Source organism: Alkalicoccobacillus murimartini (assembly GCF_030813245.1).
Taxonomy (GTDB): Bacteria; Bacillota; Bacilli; order Bacillales; family Bacillaceae_D; genus Alkalicoccobacillus; species Alkalicoccobacillus murimartini.
Map to the genome: position 1 here is coordinate 949,692 of NZ_JAUSUA010000001.1, position 17,716 is coordinate 967,407.

Here is a 17,716-nt window from a genome sequence, read left to right on the forward strand (position 1 = left end):
ACAAACAATAAGAACCCTCAGTTCCTAGAAACTGAGGGTTCTTATTTCTATTATCCTTTTACACCAGTCAAAGCAATACCTTCAATGATTTGTCGTTGTGCAAAGACGTAGATCACGAGCACTGGAATAACCGAAATGGTGGCGCCTGCCATCATAAGCGGCCAGTTGGTGACATACAGCCCTTTAAAGGTTGCAAGCAGAAGTGGAACGGTATAAAGATTCTGATCACTTAGGAATACGAGTGGCTGAATAAAGTTGTTCCAGATCCCAATGAAAGAAAAGATTCCAAATGCTGCAAGGGCAGGTCGCACTAACGGTAAGATGATTTTTAAATAGATGTATAGTGGATTTGCTCCATCCATGACCGCTGCCTCTTCCATCTCCTTAGGAATACCCATGATAAACTGACGTAGAAGAAAAACGCCAAAGGCATTAAATAAGGCGTTCGGTACCAGAATGGATAAATGGCTGTTCACCCAGCCAATGGTATCCATAATAAGGTACAAAGGAATTAGCGTTACTTGCATCGGTACCATCATTGTAGCCAAAAAGGCGATAAAAAGAACACGTGAACCTGGGAACTTAATTTTCGCAAACGCATACGCCGCCATAGAGCAAGTCAAAAGCTGACAGAAGACAACAACAAAGGAAATATAGAAGCTGTTGAAATAGGCGCGCCCAAACGGCATGGCACTTAATGAGTCGGTGATGTTACTCCACATAATCGGGTCCGGAATCCATACAGGTGGAACCGCAAAAATTTGCTCAAATGACTTCAAGCTACTTAATGCCATCCATATGAATGGACCTGCCATAATAAACGAACCAATAATCAGCACAATGTGCAGAGCAATACGTGATGGTCTGAATTGAGATGTCCGAGTTGGTTTTACCTTTCCAGGTTTCTCAGGGCGTATTGGTGTATTACCTTCCTCCATCTTCATAATGCACCCACCTCCTTGATACTGAGAATTGTATTAATGTAAAAATTAAGATAATGACAAACAGTACCATGGCTGACGCCGTACTTGGACCAAATGCAGATCGACCAAATGCCGTTTCATAGATATGGTATACCAGTGTATAACTTGCTTTACCTGGTCCACCCTGTGTCATCACATACGCTTGGTCAAATACTTGGAACGAACCAATAACCGTCATGATGGCAACAAAAAAGGTTGTTGGTGACAAAAGCGGGAAGGTGATATGCAAGAATTTCTGCATTGGACTTGCGCCATCGATATCGGCGGCTTCGTAATAGCTTCTTGATATGCCTTGAAGTCCTGCGAGGAAAATCACCATATTTGTGCCGAGTCCCCACCAAATACTTAAGCCTGCAATCGACGGGAGAACGAGGTTACGATCGGTTAACCAATTGGGCCCGTCAATCCCCACCATGGCAAGTAATTGATTAATAAGACCTATGTCTCCATTTAAGAGCCACATCCAGATAACACCAATGGAAACCGAGCTTGTTACGACTGGCATAAAGAAAAAGACACGGTAAAAGGTTTTACCTTTGACTTTGTTTAAGGCTAATGCCACCAGCATGGCCAACGTTATGCCAAGAGGAATCACAAGAATAGAATAGTAGGCGGTGTTCACTAGGGCTGTGATAAAGTTATCATCTCTAAATTGACCTATATAATTTGCAAAACCAACAAATTTTCTTTCTCCAAACCCATCCCATTGCATAAAGCTTAGTCCAAAAGCAAAACCCAATGGAAGAATCGAAAAAGCCAGCATGCCAATTAACTGTGGGGCAATAAAGAAATATCCCCACCACTTGCGCTTAGAGTCATTCATCTGAGGTTCCCCCTTCTCTATCCATCATTTGCGAAAAGGAGTCAGGGATCGTTACTCTGACTCCTTTCACTTATTCTGTTAGGATTCTTCAAGCATCGTTCGCGCCATTTCAGAAGCTTGATCTACGGCTTCTTCAGGAGTAAGATCACCTAAAAGCATAACTTCGTATATATCCTCAAGTTCTTTATTTAAGCCTGGTGCTGTAAACTCATACCCAACCACACGACCTGTTTCACGTGCATCCAGTAAATACGATCCATGGTCTGGTTTTTCTTGATTCACTACGACGTCGTCAATGCCTTCAACGGATGGTACTGCGTTACCTTCTCCATCAAGTCTTGTTTCCTGTCCTAACTGTGAAGTATAGAATGAAACAAATTCTTTTGCTTCTTCAACATGATCACCTTTAGCATTTGCACTCATGTAAGCGGTTGCAATATTAACGCTAGGAATTTGTTCATCCGTGTTTGTTGGCCACGGGATGTAATCGAACTCGATACTTGTTTCTAAAAACATCGGCGTTAACCAACGTCCAGCTGCCACCATTCCCACTTGATTGGACATAAACATGGCATCCATTCCTTGACCCTCAGGCAAGGTACCAGAGAATATAAAGTTATCTTCACTGACCATACGTTCTACAAATTCAAAGGCTTCTAACGTTTGTTCGTTCTCATCAGCAACAATTTTATTATCTTCCTCAAACAATCCACCATTAGCCCAGATCCAGTTAATGATGTTTCCATGGCCACCTTCTTGTACAAAACCATACTTACCTGCGTCTCGTAACGCTGAGGTTACCTCTTCCATCGCTTCCCAATTCCAATTTCCTTCATCAAAATACTCTTGTGGTGATTTAATACCTGCTTCCTCAAACATGCCTATGTTGTAATACATCAGAAACGGATTACAATCAACTGGTAATCCGTATATCTGATCATCCTTTTGGGAAGCTCCCCATAACCCTTCAGCAAATTCATCTGCTTTTACGTGAGAGGCATCTGAATCTAGAAAATCATTTAATGGCTCGATCGTTCCATTTGAAATCAATGTGGATATGTCCTCGGCGCCAACATAAAAGAGATCTGGTGCCTGACCTCCTTGAAGTCTTGTTGTTAGTGTTTGGAAATAGTTGTCGTTCGGAATCCCTGTTAACTCAACCTCAACATCTTCACTCTGCTCGTTAAAAGCATCAACCGCACGCTGATACACTTTTAACTCGGCTGGGTTGCCCCACGCAGAAAATGTAAGCTCAATCTTACCATCGCCTCCAGAAGACCCTGAGCTACATCCACTCAGAGCCACTAATCCAATAGCTAAACCTCCCAATACTAACACACCAGATCTTTTTTTCATGTTGTACTCCCCCTGTTTTTTATGATCGTTCCATCATTGGTACTGAGGTAGGTAATCTCCATGGGCGTCAATTAGTTCATCACACATCGCTACGATGTCATCAATGGATAACTCAGCTTTTGTGTGTGGATCAAGTAAAGCTGCTTGATAAATATAATCTCTTTTCTTAGTTACTGCTGCTTCGATGGTCAAAAGCTGTGAATGAATGTTCGTATGATTTAAACCTGCAAGCTGTAATGGTAAATCTCCAACATATGTCGGTGTGATTCCACTACGATCAGCTATACAAGGAACTTCTACCGTTGCTTTGGCTGGTAGATTACTAATAAGGTTACCAGTGTTTAAAACGTTCCCACCAAATTTAAACGGCTGGTTCGTTTCAATCGCTTCAATGATTAGTGAGCCATATTCTTTAGAGCGTGTATGAGTAATGCCCTCAGCTGTGAGTGTTTTTTGTACCTTCTGCCAGTTGGCAATTTGCTCTTCACAACGTCTTGGGTATTCATCAAGTGGAATATTAAGCTGTTCAATCAGCTCTGGATAGTTTGACTTAATGAAATAAGGATGATATTCAGCATTATGCTCAGATGACTCTGTCACATAATGACCAAAGTGCTCCATTAACTTAAATCGAACCATGTCATTATGGCGTTCCTTTTGCTTCTCTTTTGCTCTACGCTTAATCTCAGGATAAAGATCTACACCGTCCTGCTTAACCTCAAGCAACCAGGCCATATGATTGATGCCGGCAATTTTTTCTTGAACACGCGTATGATCCATATCTAAACTCTTAAAGAGATCCTTCGTACAAATTTGAACGCTATGGCAAAGACCTACAGATTGAATACCTGTATGCTGCTGTAATGCCCCCATTAATGTCGCCATTGGATTCGTATAATTCATAAATAAGGCATCAGGAGCTACCTCTTCAATATCTCGTGCAAAATCAAGCATAACTGGTATCGTTCTCAACGAACGGAAAATTCCACCAATTCCTACTGTATCAGCTATCGTTTGTCGTAAACCATACTTTTTTGGTATCTCAAAATCTATAACAGTACTAGGCTTATATCCTCCAACTTGGATCGCATTAAACACATACGCTGCACCTCTTAATGCTTCTTTTCGATCTGTATACGAACGAATTGTTACATCCGAATCAAGAGCTTCAGCTAGTTGAGTTAATAAGTTTTGTGATTCACTCATTCGTTTCTCATCAATATCGTATAGTGCAAATTCAAAGCCTTTAAGAGCGGGGACCAACATACAATCTCCCAACACATTTTTCACAAATACTGTACTGCCTGCTCCAATAAACGTAATTTTAGACATACAAATATCCCTCCATCATCAATTGGTTCTGTTATCAAATAGAAATTCTTGCTATACTATCTATAAAATCATCATACAATGAAAACGCTTACTTATATACGGTAATTAATGCGGCGTTAAGGGTAAATTAGTTGCATTAGTTTTCCATCCTCATGTAACCATTTTGCTTCACTGGAGGGTAAATCTATGCTAGAAAAGAGTGCCATGATGAATCAAATGTACGAATTTGACTTTAATCAGTTGAACCATAAACCATCTGTTTTACTTACAAACCTTGGCTGGGAAACACGTTCTGAAACGAGTTATGATTACCATGGTCTAAAACGAAGTCACAGTCATGGATTTTTGATCTTTCAATATACATTGTCTGGCGTTGGTTGTTTAGAATACGAAGGCACGCATTATCGCTTGAAAGCCGGAGACGCCTTCTTTGTCTCTGTACCAAGTAATCACAGATATTATGTTCCGGAAGATGAAGAGCCATGGGAATTTGTTTTTTTAACATTAGGAGGCGAGGAAGCTGAACGAATATGGAGAGATATTGTTTCGGTAAAAGGTCCTGTTACTTCAATTGGCATTAATGAACCCATCATCAAACTGTTAATGTCCATCATTCAAGAAACCATGTCTGACCGACTCGATGATCCGTTTCAAGCGTCGCTTCACGGCTATCAGTTTTTACTTACATGCATGAAACATTTTCTTTGTTATACAGAACCGGATACGGAACCACATAGCTATAAACAAGCCATTCGTTACATGGAAGAAAACTATCATCAATCGATGTCTCTGGATGATATTGCCGAGCAAGTGTTTTTATCACGTTATGCACTGATACGTTTGTTTAAAAAGTATGCTGAGACAACGCCGATCCAATATTTAAATAACTTACGCATTCAACAAGCATGTAAGTTATTAATTCATACAAACAAACCAATAAAAAATATTGCGGTAGATGTTGGCTATGCAAATGCTAATTATTTTAATAAGGCTTTTCGAAAAGCAATGGGCTTATCTGTCGGCAGATACAGAGAAAGTGGAAGGTATACTTAATTGAAACAGACATTTTTAATTATCATAGAAAACGAACCAGTATGCTCGTTAAACAGCATACTGGTTCGTTTTTTGTGCGATATCATAATAAAAGCTTTAGTGTATTAATAGCTACTATTCCATTGCTTCACAAACATTGCTGTACCACTGATCGCAACGGAGAGGTCGGTCTTTGCATTTTTTACATGAACAAATACACGGCCATCCCGTCCGATCTCCTGGCCTTGTTCAACAACTAGCTCATATGCTTCAGCTCCTGGATGAATATAGCGTGCGTAATAAGCACCCATTACTCCTGATGCCGTTCCTGTTACGGGATCTTCAACTGTTCCTGAAAAAGGAGAGGAAAAGTGCCTTGCATGCATATCAGCCTTAGGATCAAACGTTTCGACACAAAATGGGTGAACCGATACACGCGGCATGTCTGTTAATATGCTTGGAAATTTCTCTTGATCTGGCTTCATGTGAGAAAATGCCGTTAACGACCGGATGGGAATGAGTAATGTCCAAATTCCCGTACTGCCATATGTAATCGGTAGTCGTTCGTCTAGATCTTCAATGGTTAAGCCAATGGACGCCATCAAAGAAACCTTCTCCCCTTCGAACGGAGAAAATCGCGGAGCAGCTTGCTGCATACGACAAACGTTATGAGCCATCTCAACAGGCAAAATGCCCGCCTTGGTTTCAATCGTAATGGTTTCTTTTTCAGGGAGTTGTTCTAATTGTTGTAGAGCAAAACATACAGCCATTGTTGCATGACCGCACACATTCATTTCATGTCCTGGGGTGAAATAACGAACACCAAAATCCGCTACGTCAGATGAGACAATAAAGCTAGTCTCGTTAAAGCCTACTTCTTTCGCAATATGTTGCATGTCATTATCCGTCAAATGCTCCGCGTCTAGAACAACGCCTGCAGGGTTCCCTTTATCTATTTCCTGACTGAAAACATCCCAGTGTAGAACGGCAACAGATCCCATGATATGACCACCTAATCTTTTGATAGATTATGAAAATCGGGTAGATCCAATTGATAAAAGGCTAAATCTAACCACTTCTCAAACTTAAATCCAGCTTTTGTAATGGTTCCAGCATGTGTAAAGCCTAGTCGTTCATGAACCGCTATACTATTTGTGTTAACGGCATCAATGCCTGCAATTAAGGTGACAAATCCAGAATCCTTTGCCATTTGTATGAGTTCCACTAATAACTTACTTCCTATGCCTTTTTTACGATAATCACTATGTACATATACGGAGTGCTCTACCGTATATTGATAAGCCGCATGAGGTCGGAACGATCCATACGTTGCAAAACCGTAGACTTGCCCATCTTGCTCCCCTTCAAAAACAATGACTGGAAAACCAGCCGACATTTTTTCATCAAACCATTGTTTCTGCTGTTCTAATGTATTTGCTTTATAGTGATAAACAGCCGTTGTATGTAGAATGGCCTCATTATAAATCGTAAGTATAGCGTTCACATCTTGTTCCTGTGCAGGTCTAATCATTCAACTATCTCCCTTTGTCAAAAATCTAGCAACCACTATCTTGTGCCTTACATTAATTCAGCTAATAAGCTCCTTACTGAATTTGCTGTTCGTATATCGCTTGCCAGCATGCCATCCAATTCAATCGCTTTAGCAGCCATTTTACTTGAAACACCACTTAAAATTAACTCAGCACCTAAAAGCTTTAGAACATCTCTCAACTTTATCAAATCTCTTAACACTAAATCATTAAATGTCGTTAAACCCGATAAGTCTACAATTAGAGTTGTAATTTTTTGATGCACAACCTCTTTTGTCGAAATATCAAAAATGCTGTTAAATCGATGTTCATTCATTTCACCAATTAAAGGTAAGACCGCAATATCTTTTAGAAGAGGAACAATTGGACAGGCAAGCGATTTAATCTCTTGCAAGGATCGCTCATAGCTCTCCTCCACTTCTCTTCTATACGTCACATCTTTTTGTACACCAATAAAGTATGTCTTATCTTCATAGTCCATATGGAGACAATCTACTGAAAGGTTGTTCCAAAATGACTTTCCGTCTTTTCGATAGTTTAACAATTCAACGGTAACCGACTTCTTTTGATGAATGGCTTGTCTTAAAACATCCACTTCGTTTGAATCCGTATCCTTCCCTTGAAGAAAGCGACAATTTTGACCAATGATTTCATTCTGTTCATATCCTGTCATCTCAAAGAACCCTTGATTTGCATAAATGATCGGATTATCGTCTTGGTTGGGATCCGTAATAATGATTCCTGCCCGCGTATGATTTAATGCCTCAATGAGAAGCTTATGATTTGCAAAGATGCGTTCCATGTAATGAACCCTCCGACTAAAATGAAGTACGTTTATTCTTTATCATACCAAATTAAGCAGAGAAAAAGAATGGAGTGTGTTTCCATCCTTTTAAAAAAAGCTAGTCTAATCTGTTTTGTTAGTAATGTAGTCATTGTTCGCAAATTAGTCATAACTATTTTAATGAAAGACTATGACAAAAGTCGTAATCCCTTTATAATGTGTAATGGAATTAAATACATAAATAAGGGGTATATTATGAAAAAATTACTATGTTCAGCTGGACTAATCAGCTTATTAGCTCTCACAGCCTGTGGAGAGAATCAAGAAGCATCATCAGAGGACGCTGAATCCACATCTGCTGAGTCCGTTGAAGAAACAAATAATGGGGAAGAAGCAGCGGATGAGTCAACAGAAGAAACCGAAGATATTGAGGAAACGGTTGATAATGATTGGGATCATCAAGTAGGAGACACAAATGACGATGGTTCGTTATTGTTATTAGCACGTAATGACTCATTTGATGAAATCGAAACTGGATCGATGACACTTACTTTGCCTCAAGTGACGGTAAGTGAAGTTGTAGAATGGCCATCTGAAATTGCCGAGTTTTATGAATTTGAACCAACAGGTATTATTCAAATTGATATGGAGCTTTCGAATGCATCAGAAGAAACCATCTTATTCTATGCAGACCAAGCTACAATCACTACAAGCACAGGCGAGCAATTAGAAGCAGATTTCTTAGCAAGTGATCATATTGACGGAGATTTCATCGGAGCCGTAAATAAAAGCGGAAGCGTACGATATATGCTCAAAAATTCTGACCCTAACGAAATTGAATGGGTACGCGTACTCATTGACGCACCGCATGATGAAGAAAGTTTTGATAATGTCGGTGAAAAAGTAGATGTACAGATTGATTTTTAAAGATTGAGCCTTTAATGGCTCTTTTTTTTTGAGAATATAATCAAATATTCACCTACATTCTATCTATAAATCTATCTGGCAAAATATCATCTTCTTGTATTCGTAGTAGTAGCCACACAGCTTGTTCTATATCATTTTCTTTTTCGGCAAAATATAACAAGATTCTGTTTCTATTCTATAGCTACCTCATCGGCATGTAGCAATCGGGCCGAAAGTATTCCTTATAGCTTTCCTATGTTTCAAGGAATCTCAATGTCCAACCCTATCAATGCTTTGTAACACAAAAAAAGAGGGACATCTCCATTTAAACGCCCCCTTTTTATGTATTATTCCTTTCTCAAAACAGCCGACTGCTCATTGAAAGTAATACCGAATATCATATAGGATTGTAAAAGGTGATCTAATATCCAACCATTTGCTGCTTCCTCGTTTAAAATTTCACTTAACTTCTCTCGACTTTTTTCGGTTGTTACATAAGGTAATTTAATTACTTTATATTCCATATCATCGCCTCCATCCATATTATAGCAGAAGATTATATGTTAAGGTTTACCATTCTAATTTTTTGAAAGGGAATCTCTTATATGTATAATTTAGATTTAGTTTTCTGTCGAAAAGATGGTAGATATGAAGTTTATTCAAGAAACACTTGGACACGAATCAATGCAAATTACCAACGAAATATTGTTCCATGTAAATCACAATGTTTTCTGAGCCAATCAAACAGCCCTTCTCTGAAGACTCTTTCTACCAATTCTTATCAGAGGAAAACCTTTCCGCTCAACAAATTCATAAATACCTTTTTCTCATGTATCTTAGTCCCAAAAGGGCATTTTTCACAATCGGATGGCATGATCATGAATGGTTTCATGTTCTTTCTCCCCATATTAAAAAAGCCTGCGTCATTCGCATGACCTTTTACATTAATATTCTTATTCCTTGGTAGATAACCGATAGGATAAACAAACCACCAAAAATAAATGCTAACATGTTTACTATATTTTTCGAATCTTTTCTTATATCCAATAAAATCATTAGATAAGTAATCGCTGCGATAAAACACCAACTTGCATCTAACACCTTATTATCAGTGAAGAATGCTAAAACGAATATCACTACGCTAAGCAATACGAACCAAGGCCATACATTTTGGATTCCCTTCACACCATCACCCCACTACCAAATAATAGCATATGAGTGGGTAAGCCGTAATGCTGAGTCAGACCCTAGTATGAAATGTATTCAATTAATTATTTGGAGACGGCTCAGAGAGTATCACATCAGATGTCTACGCGCATATCAGCGAGAATATTGAAAGAGACACCATAGAAAGCTACAAAAATTATATAGAATCCATTTTTCATCGGTCAAATAACGGTCATTTAAAAACCTCAGCCTCTTCCACCTCTAAACAAACGGTCAAAATAAAAAACCCCCAACACCAAAAGCGTCAGGGGTCCAACTTATTAATAGGTTTCTAAATATTGATCTCTTTCCCACGGATGTACTTGTGTACGGAACATATCCCACTCGATTTCCTTCGCTTCGATGAAGTGCTCTATGGCGTGTTCGCCTAGGGCTTCGACGATGACTTCATCGCCTACGAGTTTGTTAAGAGCGTCTTTAAGTGTAGCTGGAAGGTCATTGATACCTTCTTCGACACGCTCTTCTTTGCTCATTACATAGATGTTGCGGTCGGTTGCTTGTGGTGGAGTCATCTTGTTTTTGATTCCGTCAAGACCGGCTGCAAGCATTGCTGCAATAGCAAGATAAGGGTTAGCTGCTGGGTCTGGGCTACGAACTTCAATACGTGTGCTGATTCCACGAGATGAAGGGATACGAATAAGTGGTGAGCGGTTACGCATCGACCAAGCAACGTATACTGGTGCTTCATAGCCTGGAACTAGGCGCTTGTAAGAGTTCACAATTGGGTTCGTTAATGCAGTGAACGCCTCTGCGTGCTCAAGGATTCCAGCAAGGAACTGCATAGCCGTTTTGCTTAGCTGTGATTCTGTATTTTTATCAAAGAACACATTTCCTTTTTCATTAAAAAGGGACATGTTGCAGTGCATACCTGAACCGTTTACACCAAACAATGGTTTAGGCATAAAGGTAGCATGAAGTCCGTGCTTACGTGCAATCGTTTTAACTACAAGCTTAAATGTTTGGATGTTATCGCATGTCGTAATCGCATCCGCATATTTGAAATCGATTTCGTGTTGTCCAGGAGCTACTTCATGGTGAGATGCTTCAATCTCAAAGCCCATGTCCTCAAGTTCAAGTACGATATCACGACGACAATTTTCACCTAGATCCGTAGGAGCTAAGTCAAAATATCCACCTTTATCATTTAACTCAAGTGTCGGCTCGCCTTTTTCATCATTTTTGAATAAGAAGAATTCAGGCTCTGGCCCAATGTTAAAGTCTGTGAAGCCAAGTGCTTCAGCTTGTTTAAGAACTCGCTTAAGAATACCACGTGGGTCCCCTTCAAACGGAATCGGCTCTTCACCTGGTTTAGTTGGCTGATAGATATCACAAATTAGACGTGCTACTTTACCCTTTTCAGGTGTCCAAGGGAATACAACCCACGTATCTAAGTCAGGGTATAGATACATATCTGATTCTTCAATGCGGACAAAGCCCTCGATTGATGAACCATCAAACATCATCTTGTTGTCTAATGCTTTAGAAAGCTGATCAATTGGAATCTCTACGTTTTTGATTGTTCCTTGCAGATCAGTAAACTGCAAGCGAATAAAACGGACATTATCCTCTTGAGCAATGCGTGTAATGTCTTCTTTTGAATATGATGACATGGTATGTACCTCTCCTTTATTCGAATGAATTTATAGGAAGAACATCTGCACAAGGCATAGTTCGACTTATTTATTTTATATTTTTAATACTTTCCCTCTTTCTCATCCTACTAAACGTCGGTGTTCGCGTCAAATTCTGAATCTTCTAGTTATTATGGGATAGAATACCATCTAATGCTTGCATCACAGCTATTTTTACATGTTCATATGTTAATCCACCTTGCACATACGCTGTATAGGGTGGACGAATAGGACCGTCGGCTGTTAATTCGATGCTTGCTCCTTGGATAAAGGTACCCGCTGCCATGATCACGTCATCACTATACCCAGGCATAAACCCAGGCTGCGGCGTAACATGTGCATTTATTGGTGAAGCCGCTTGAATAGCTTGGCAAAAGGACACCATCGACTTGGCATCTGGAAAGTGCACGGCTTGAATTAAGTCCGTACGAGGCTTGTTCCAAGCAGGTGTGGAGCGATGACCAGCTAGTTCGAGCAGTGAAGCAGTAAACACTGCTCCTTTTACAGCTTGAGAGACAACATGAGGGGCTAGGAAAAAACCTTGATACATTTCAAGTAAGCTATAAAGGCTCGCTCCGCCCTCTGCCCCAATACCTGGTGCTGCTAGTCGATAGGAAGCCAATTCGACATATTCAGCCTTGCCTGCTAAGTAGCCACCTGTTTTCACAAGGCCACCACCTGGATTTTTGATCAATGAACCTGCCATTAGGTCTGCGCCTACATGGCATGGCTCAAGCTCTTCAACGAATTCTCCATAACAGTTATCGACAAAAATGACGACATCCTCTTTCACGCTGCGAATGTCTTTAATCATAGCTTCTATTTCCTTGATTGTAAAAGACGGTCGATCGGCATACCCACAAGAACGTTGAATACCAATCATCTTAGTCTGAGGGCCAATGGCAGCTTGAACAGCTTGCATATCCACTGCTCCATCTTCAAAAAGATCAATAGCTTGATAGGTTATGCCAAATTCCTTAAGAGATCCTTTTCCATTTCCACGGATTCCGACAATCTCTTCTAGCGTATCATATGGATTTCCTGTGATATAAAGCAGCTCATCTTTAGGACGAAGCACACCGAATAAAGCTGTTGCAATCGCATGTGTGCCAGAGATAATTTGTGGTCTAACAAGAGCAGCTTCTGCTCCAAATACATCAGCATAGACCTTCTCTAAGGTGTCTCGACCTGCGTCATCATAGCCATATCCTGTTGACGGAGTGAAGTGAAAGTCTGATACTTGATGCTTTTTAAACGATTCCATCACCCTAGCCTGATTATGCAAGGCTACCGCTTCAATTCTTTGGTGGGCTTGTTTAATTTGTTCTTCCGCTTGTGTTGCTAGAGAAACTATTTTTTCTGCATTCTGTAAATTCATGAGGTCTACTCCTGTTCTGGTTCTTCAGCACGTAACACGGATACAAGCGGACTATCCGCCATGACATATCCTGATACACTATAGCTATTTTTGTCTTCATCCCATTCCAGGTTTTTGACAATTGTATTGGTTTTAATCGTAGACAATAGTTTGCCATCGGAAGGCTCCACTTGTACTTGGTATTCAAGCATTTGCTTAATAAGCTCTCGTTCGATTTGCTCTGTTAATAATGTGATGTCTTCTGGCTTATAGGCACTCATCTCAACTGAAGGATATGAATGATCCGGGTAAAAAGCTCCAGTCCGCTTCTCTTCTTTATTATAAATAATCAATTGCGGAATGTGATCCACTTTTAATTCGTTGATCAGCTCTTGTACTGTATGCTGATGCTGCTCATATTCCTGGTGGGAACTATCCACAACATGCAAAATCAAATCAGCCTCAGCCAATTCCTCTAACGTGGAACGAAAGGCAGCGATTAAAGAGGTCGGTAAATCACGAATAAAACCTACTGTATCTGATAGCACAACGCCTAGACCCGATGGTAAACGAAACTGTCTAGTTGTCGGATCCAGTGTAGCAAACAGCATGTCCTGCTCAAGAATGTCGGCTTCAGTTAACCGATTGAGCAATGTTGATTTGCCTGCATTTGTGTAGCCAACAAGTGCAACCTGGATTATATTATTTTGTTGACGACGCTCTCTATAGCGTTTACGATGCTCTACCACCGTTTTTAGCTGTCGCTCAATATCAGTCATTCTACGCTTAATGTGACGACGATCCGTTTCTAGCTGAGTTTCACCTGGCCCTTTACTACCAATTCCACCACCCTGTCTAGACAAGGCAAGACCTTGACCTGCTAATCGAGGCAATAGATAACTAAGTTGCGCCAGTTCAACCTGAAGTTTACCTTCTCTTGAATTCGCTCGTTTTGCGAAAATATCTAAAATAAGTTGGGTACGATCAACCACGGTTACACCTGTCTCACGGTTCACATTACGAACCTGACCGGTGGTTAGTTCGTCATTAAATACGATTAGATCCGCTTCCACTTCTTCTGCTAGCAAAGCCAGTTCTGCGACTTTACCCGCACCAAGGTACGTTGAAGGTTCTACTTTATCTCTATTCTGTGTAAGTGATGCCACAATATCTCCGTCAACCGAGCGAACTAAACCATCCAGCTCTTTCATCGATTGTTCAAAGCTTGCTTCGTTCCCGTTAAACTGGCACCCAACAAGGATTACCCGTTCTTTTTTATTCTTAGTAAATGTCAATAGTCTCTTCCTTCCTAACACACGTAAGAAGCAGAATCTATGTTCTGCTTCCCTTTCACGATTCATAATCTCATTTATGCCGCTCTTTAGAGTTTATCATGACTATCCTGAAATTTAAAATCCTCGGCTGTTAAAGTGATAAGTGCCTGCTTATCATACAGATGATATTTCATTAATCGAACAGCTTGTTGCCTTACTGCCTTTTCAATTAGGTTCCGCATATACCGTCCATTACTAAAGGTAGATTCATTTTCTAAGCGAATGATTTTCATATGATCTCGCACTAAAATCTCTGCTTCTTTATTCAGCTGATAATCACGATCTTTAGCCATTCCGTGAATCATTTCCATCAGTTCCTGAGTGGAGTAATTCGGAAAATCAATGGTAATTGGGAAGCGGGATGGGAGTCCAGGATTTAAGGAAAGGAAATGGTCCATCTCTTTGGAATAACCGGCAAGAATGAGAATAAAGTCATGTAATTTATCCTCCATCCCCTTTACGAGGGTATCTATTGCTTCCTTTCCAAAATCCTTTTCTCCTCCTCGAGCAAGCGAATAGGCCTCATCAATAAATAAGACTCCACCACTTGCCTGCTTCATCAACTCCCTCGTTTTCTGGGCCGTATGACCAATGTATTCTCCTACCAGATCCGCACGTTCTGCTTCCACAAAATGTCCTTTTGATAGCACATGCATGTCGTGAAAAAAACGCGATATGACCCGAGCCACTGTTGTTTTACCTGTACCTGGATTTCCCTTGAATATCATGTGTAAAACCTGTTTATGTGTCTTTAATCCTTGAAGCTCTCTTCGCTGATTCATATAAAGCCAAGCGTAGATCTCCTTGACTAATCGTTTCACTTCTTCTAAACCAACATATTGCTTTAATTGTTCCTCAAACCGAATGAGCGTATCATGTGTTTGACGCTCTTCCTCGGTTTGCATCCAATCATCTGTTCCTGCTGTCTGACCTTGCTGATTCAATACGACATTTATTCGAGCATTTTTCTTCAAGTTTGTTGGGTGATTCATCTCACATCCCCCTTTTCCAATCTAAAACTGTATTTACTACGTACACTACTATACGCTTTTGCACAAAAAGCGTGACAATCGCCTATTTTCTTCTTGATTCAAGTGTATGTATTGGTATACTAAAAAGAAAAGTGAGGAACCAGCTTATGACTGATTTGTATACTCATCCTGAATTTGTTATTGATTTTCTTGATTCATTGAAGGAAAAGGGACGTGCATCTTCAACTATTAAGCGGTACAGCTATGATTTAGAGGACTTTTTTAAATGGATGATGAACTACCATGACAAAGATGCGTTTACGGTCTGGTCCACATTGACCTATGACCAGTTAGATGAGTTCTTTTTGTATCTTATGGAGAAAAGAGCGTACAAAGTACGAACAATTCGTAGAATTATTTCCGTTACAAAACAATTAGCTAAATTTACGATTACTAGTGACTTAATCACTCGACATCCTGCCACCATTTATGATGCTCCTAAGCTTGAGGTATCCCCTTTGACACGAGATGAATGGCTGTCTCATGAAGAGGTAGAACGCTTGCTTACATCCGTTCAGTCTGAAGACGGTCTGACAGAAAATCAAAAGCTAGCTCGTCCTATGCTAACCAAACGAAATGATTGGATTTTTTCGTTATTTTTAATTTACGGGTTAACCTTACAGGAAGTCGCTCGAATCTCGATGTTTGATATTCAGTTTGCGCGAAATCAACTGCTCATCAAATCAAGCATGGATGCAACAAAATCGAGGACGATTGATTTGAAGGAAGAAGACAAACAAAAGGCGTTTACATATTATCAAATGATCCCTGAGCCTGTTCGACCAAGACAGCATAGCAAGGAACCATTCCACATTGCCTTTGATTTTCAGCGAAAGACTTTTCACTGGTCGTATGAACAAGATCATCCAAAGGCACTGACGGAAATAGCAATTCAAAAAATGATACGGAATGAAGTGGAGCGTGCCGGTTTACGTAAAGGGATCTCCGCTCAGCATCTCCGTCATACCTTTATTCTACAGCAGCTTTGCTCTGGAACATCGGTTAGTGAATTACAACAGTACCTAGGCTTTTCAAGCGCCTTATCATTAGATCGTTGTTTATTAACATTAGACCATTTAAATGAGCAAGAGCGCTTATTATTAATTAGTTAAAATAAAACAAGCTGTTCCTAGCCTAATGGGCTTCGGGACAGCTTGTTTTTTTGATGAGGGTTCGACCTATTCGTCTGCTTCGGTTTTTAACTGAACATTTCGCTGAGGTGCAAAGGTTGAGATCGCATGCTTATAGACAAGCTGTTGCTTTCCTTCTGTTTCCACAATCACCGTAAAGTTATCAAATCCTTTTATTTGACCACGTAATTGAAAACCATTAAGTAAAAATACTGTAATAGGAATCGAATCTTTACGTAGTTGATTTAGAAATTGATCTTGAATGTTAATTCCTTGTTTCATCTGTATAGACCTCCTCTGTTTATATGTATACATTCGTCATTTACGAATCGTTTCCTTCAATGAAATTCTTAATTTGACTAAAAAGTACATCTTTCTCTTCCATTCCAGCATCAAACCATGTGATATCCATCTTGTTACGGAACCAGGTCAGCTGGCGTTTCGCATATCGACGTGAATTTCTCTTTAATAAATCAATCGCTTCTTCTTTTGTGCACTCACCACGTAGATACATGATGATTTCTTTGTAACCGATCGCTTGGGCGGATGGTTGGTCGTTTAATCCTTGTTCCATCAACGACTGTACCTCAGATAATAAGCCATCTTCCATCATCTTGTCTACACGTTGATTGATTCGTTGATACAGAAGATCACGATCGAGATCTAAGCCAATAGCTAGAAATGGACGCGTTGGCTCTTGAATTTGTTGCTTAGAGAACGGCTCACCTGTTACATGATGCACTTCTAACGCCCGAATCACTCGTCTCACATTGTTTTGATGGATATCAAGGGCTGCCTGTGGATCAACAGCTGCTAGTAGCTTATGAACGGATTCATTGCCATCTGTAGCCGCCATATTTTCCAATCTAAGACGAAACTCTCTATCTTCCGGGCGATCAGCAAATTGATAGCTGTGGGTTATGGATTGAATATATAAGCCTGTCCCACCTACTAAAACTGGCTGTTTGTTCCGCTTCGCTAGATCATCAAGCAACACCGTACACCGTTCTTGAAATTCAGCAACCGAAAAGGATTCATCCGGTTCTTTGATATCAATTAAATGATGCGGCACACCGTCCATCTCTTTCGTGGTGACTTTGGCTGTTCCAATGTCCATGCCCTTATACACTTGCATGGAATCACCACTAATCACTTCTCCATCTAGTGCTTTGGCTAGCTTGATTCCCAAATCTGATTTCCCTACAGCTGTAGGCCCTGCAATGACCAAAAGCTTTTTCAT

The 17,716-nt window shown here is 40.2% G+C and carries 18 protein-coding genes; 3 read left to right on the forward strand and 15 right to left on the reverse strand.

The annotated features are described in order from the left end of the window. Positions 1-50 precede the first annotated feature (50 nt). The 4 genes from J2S05_RS05110 to melA all read right to left on the reverse strand — a co-directional run bounded on the left by J2S05_RS05110 (position 51) and on the right by melA (position 4,494). A complete protein-coding gene (locus tag J2S05_RS05110; protein ID WP_306980483.1) occupies positions 51-944 on the reverse strand; it encodes a carbohydrate ABC transporter permease in 894 nt (297 codons plus the stop codon). Next, on the reverse strand, positions 925-1,806 hold the full coding sequence (locus J2S05_RS05115) for a carbohydrate ABC transporter permease (RefSeq protein WP_306980485.1): 882 nt from the start codon (positions 1,804-1,806) through the stop codon (positions 925-927). The genes J2S05_RS05110 and J2S05_RS05115 overlap by 20 nt, the downstream gene beginning before the upstream one ends. Before the next feature lie 78 nt (positions 1,807-1,884). Beyond that, on the reverse strand, positions 1,885-3,162 hold the full coding sequence (locus J2S05_RS05120; RefSeq protein WP_306980487.1) for an ABC transporter substrate-binding protein: 1,278 nt from the start codon (positions 3,160-3,162) through the stop codon (positions 1,885-1,887). Positions 3,163-3,195: 33 nt separating this feature from the next. Then, positions 3,196-4,494, reverse strand: coding sequence for an alpha-glucosidase/alpha-galactosidase (gene melA, locus J2S05_RS05125; protein WP_306980489.1), 1,299 nt, complete (start codon positions 4,492-4,494; stop codon positions 3,196-3,198). Positions 4,495-4,680: 186 nt separating this feature from the next. On the opposite strand from melA, the gene J2S05_RS05130 reads away from it, so the two are divergent. Beyond that, positions 4,681-5,547, forward strand: a complete 867-nt coding sequence (locus J2S05_RS05130) for an AraC family transcriptional regulator (protein ID WP_306980491.1) — start codon at positions 4,681-4,683, stop codon at positions 5,545-5,547. A 104-nt stretch (positions 5,548-5,651) separates the two neighbouring features. Here the strand turns inward: J2S05_RS05130 and J2S05_RS05135 are convergent, their stop codons facing one another. Genes J2S05_RS05135 through J2S05_RS05145 form a run of 3 tightly spaced genes read right to left on the reverse strand, consistent with a single transcriptional unit; the run spans position 5,652 to position 7,878 of the window. Then, a complete protein-coding gene (locus tag J2S05_RS05135) occupies positions 5,652-6,527 on the reverse strand; it encodes a PhzF family phenazine biosynthesis protein (RefSeq protein ID WP_306980493.1) in 876 nt (291 codons plus the stop codon). A gap of 11 nt (positions 6,528-6,538) precedes the next feature. Beyond that, complete coding sequence (locus tag J2S05_RS05140; RefSeq protein WP_306980496.1) at positions 6,539-7,057, reverse strand: GNAT family N-acetyltransferase; 519 nt, start codon at positions 7,055-7,057, stop codon at positions 6,539-6,541. Positions 7,058-7,104: 47 nt separating this feature from the next. Continuing rightward, positions 7,105-7,878 carry a YtvA family blue-light photoreceptor gene (locus J2S05_RS05145; RefSeq protein WP_306980498.1) on the reverse strand — a complete coding sequence of 258 codons (774 nt, stop codon included), beginning with the start codon at positions 7,876-7,878 and terminating at the stop codon, positions 7,105-7,107. A 237-nt stretch (positions 7,879-8,115) separates the two neighbouring features. On the opposite strand from J2S05_RS05145, the gene J2S05_RS05150 reads away from it, so the two are divergent. After that, positions 8,116-8,787 carry a hypothetical protein gene (locus J2S05_RS05150; RefSeq protein WP_306980500.1) on the forward strand — a complete coding sequence of 224 codons (672 nt, stop codon included), beginning with the start codon at positions 8,116-8,118 and terminating at the stop codon, positions 8,785-8,787. A 326-nt stretch (positions 8,788-9,113) separates the two neighbouring features. Here the strand turns inward: J2S05_RS05150 and J2S05_RS05155 are convergent, their stop codons facing one another. The 6 genes from J2S05_RS05155 to spoVK form a co-directional block, all read right to left on the reverse strand. Further along, positions 9,114-9,290, reverse strand: coding sequence for a hypothetical protein (locus J2S05_RS05155; RefSeq protein ID WP_306980502.1), 177 nt, complete (start codon positions 9,288-9,290; stop codon positions 9,114-9,116). Between the two features lie 415 nt (positions 9,291-9,705). Beyond that, the gene (locus tag J2S05_RS05160; RefSeq protein ID WP_306980503.1) at positions 9,706-9,951 is read right to left on the reverse strand and encodes a hypothetical protein; all 246 of its coding nucleotides are present in this window, start codon (positions 9,949-9,951) and stop codon (positions 9,706-9,708) included. Between the two features lie 302 nt (positions 9,952-10,253). Further along, positions 10,254-11,603 (reverse strand): type I glutamate--ammonia ligase, encoded by a 1,350-nt coding sequence (gene glnA, locus J2S05_RS05165; protein ID WP_306980505.1) that lies wholly within the window; start codon positions 11,601-11,603, stop codon positions 10,254-10,256. Between the two features lie 145 nt (positions 11,604-11,748). Continuing rightward, entirely contained in the window at positions 11,749-13,002 is a 1,254-nt protein-coding gene (locus J2S05_RS05170) for a methionine gamma-lyase family protein (protein WP_306980507.1), read from the reverse strand. A gap of 5 nt (positions 13,003-13,007) precedes the next feature. Then, positions 13,008-14,276, reverse strand: coding sequence for a GTPase HflX (hflX, locus tag J2S05_RS05175; protein ID WP_306980509.1), 1,269 nt, complete (start codon positions 14,274-14,276; stop codon positions 13,008-13,010). Between the two features lie 86 nt (positions 14,277-14,362). Beyond that, positions 14,363-15,307, reverse strand: a complete 945-nt coding sequence (gene spoVK, locus J2S05_RS05180; protein ID WP_306980512.1) for a stage V sporulation protein K — start codon at positions 15,305-15,307, stop codon at positions 14,363-14,365. A 146-nt stretch (positions 15,308-15,453) separates the two neighbouring features. On the opposite strand from spoVK, the gene J2S05_RS05185 reads away from it, so the two are divergent. Then, positions 15,454-16,458: a tyrosine-type recombinase/integrase gene (locus J2S05_RS05185; protein ID WP_306980514.1), complete on the forward strand. Its 1,005-nt coding sequence runs from the start codon at positions 15,454-15,456 to the stop codon at positions 16,456-16,458. Positions 16,459-16,524: 66 nt separating this feature from the next. Here the strand turns inward: J2S05_RS05185 and hfq are convergent, their stop codons facing one another. Continuing rightward, positions 16,525-16,758, reverse strand: coding sequence for an RNA chaperone Hfq (gene hfq, locus J2S05_RS05190; protein ID WP_306980516.1), 234 nt, complete (start codon positions 16,756-16,758; stop codon positions 16,525-16,527). Positions 16,759-16,798: 40 nt separating this feature from the next. Next, a complete protein-coding gene (gene miaA, locus J2S05_RS05195; protein ID WP_306980518.1) occupies positions 16,799-17,716 on the reverse strand; it encodes a tRNA (adenosine(37)-N6)-dimethylallyltransferase MiaA in 918 nt (305 codons plus the stop codon).

Excerpts from the sequence above, each read along its gene's own strand:
- hfq (WP_306980516.1), bottom strand. The coding sequence starts at position 16,758 with ATGAAACAAGGAATTAACATTCAAGATCAATTTCTAAATCAACTACGT.
- J2S05_RS05115 (WP_306980485.1), bottom strand. The coding sequence starts at position 1,806 with ATGAATGACTCTAAGCGCAAGTGGTGGGGATATTTCTTTATTGCCCCA.
- J2S05_RS05140 (WP_306980496.1), bottom strand. The coding sequence starts at position 7,057 with ATGATTAGACCTGCACAGGAACAAGATGTGAACGCTATACTTACGATT.
- J2S05_RS05130 (WP_306980491.1), top strand. The coding sequence starts at position 4,681 with ATGCTAGAAAAGAGTGCCATGATGAATCAAATGTACGAATTTGACTTT.
- glnA (WP_306980505.1), bottom strand. The coding sequence starts at position 11,603 with ATGTCATCATATTCAAAAGAAGACATTACACGCATTGCTCAAGAGGAT.
- J2S05_RS05155 (WP_306980502.1), bottom strand. The coding sequence starts at position 9,290 with ATGGAATATAAAGTAATTAAATTACCTTATGTAACAACCGAAAAAAGT.
- J2S05_RS05170 (WP_306980507.1), bottom strand. The coding sequence starts at position 13,002 with ATGAATTTACAGAATGCAGAAAAAATAGTTTCTCTAGCAACACAAGCG.
- J2S05_RS05145 (WP_306980498.1), bottom strand. The coding sequence starts at position 7,878 with ATGGAACGCATCTTTGCAAATCATAAGCTTCTCATTGAGGCATTAAAT.
- J2S05_RS05110 (WP_306980483.1), bottom strand. The coding sequence starts at position 944 with ATGAAGATGGAGGAAGGTAATACACCAATACGCCCTGAGAAACCTGGA.
- J2S05_RS05135 (WP_306980493.1), bottom strand. The coding sequence starts at position 6,527 with ATGGGATCTGTTGCCGTTCTACACTGGGATGTTTTCAGTCAGGAAATA.
- J2S05_RS05185 (WP_306980514.1), top strand. The coding sequence starts at position 15,454 with ATGACTGATTTGTATACTCATCCTGAATTTGTTATTGATTTTCTTGAT.
- J2S05_RS05150 (WP_306980500.1), top strand. The coding sequence starts at position 8,116 with ATGAAAAAATTACTATGTTCAGCTGGACTAATCAGCTTATTAGCTCTC.
- J2S05_RS05120 (WP_306980487.1), bottom strand. The coding sequence starts at position 3,162 with ATGAAAAAAAGATCTGGTGTGTTAGTATTGGGAGGTTTAGCTATTGGA.
- spoVK (WP_306980512.1), bottom strand. The coding sequence starts at position 15,307 with ATGAATCACCCAACAAACTTGAAGAAAAATGCTCGAATAAATGTCGTA.
- melA (WP_306980489.1), bottom strand. The coding sequence starts at position 4,494 with ATGTCTAAAATTACGTTTATTGGAGCAGGCAGTACAGTATTTGTGAAA.
- miaA (WP_306980518.1), bottom strand. The coding sequence starts at position 17,716 with ATGAAAAAGCTTTTGGTCATTGCAGGGCCTACAGCTGTAGGGAAATCA.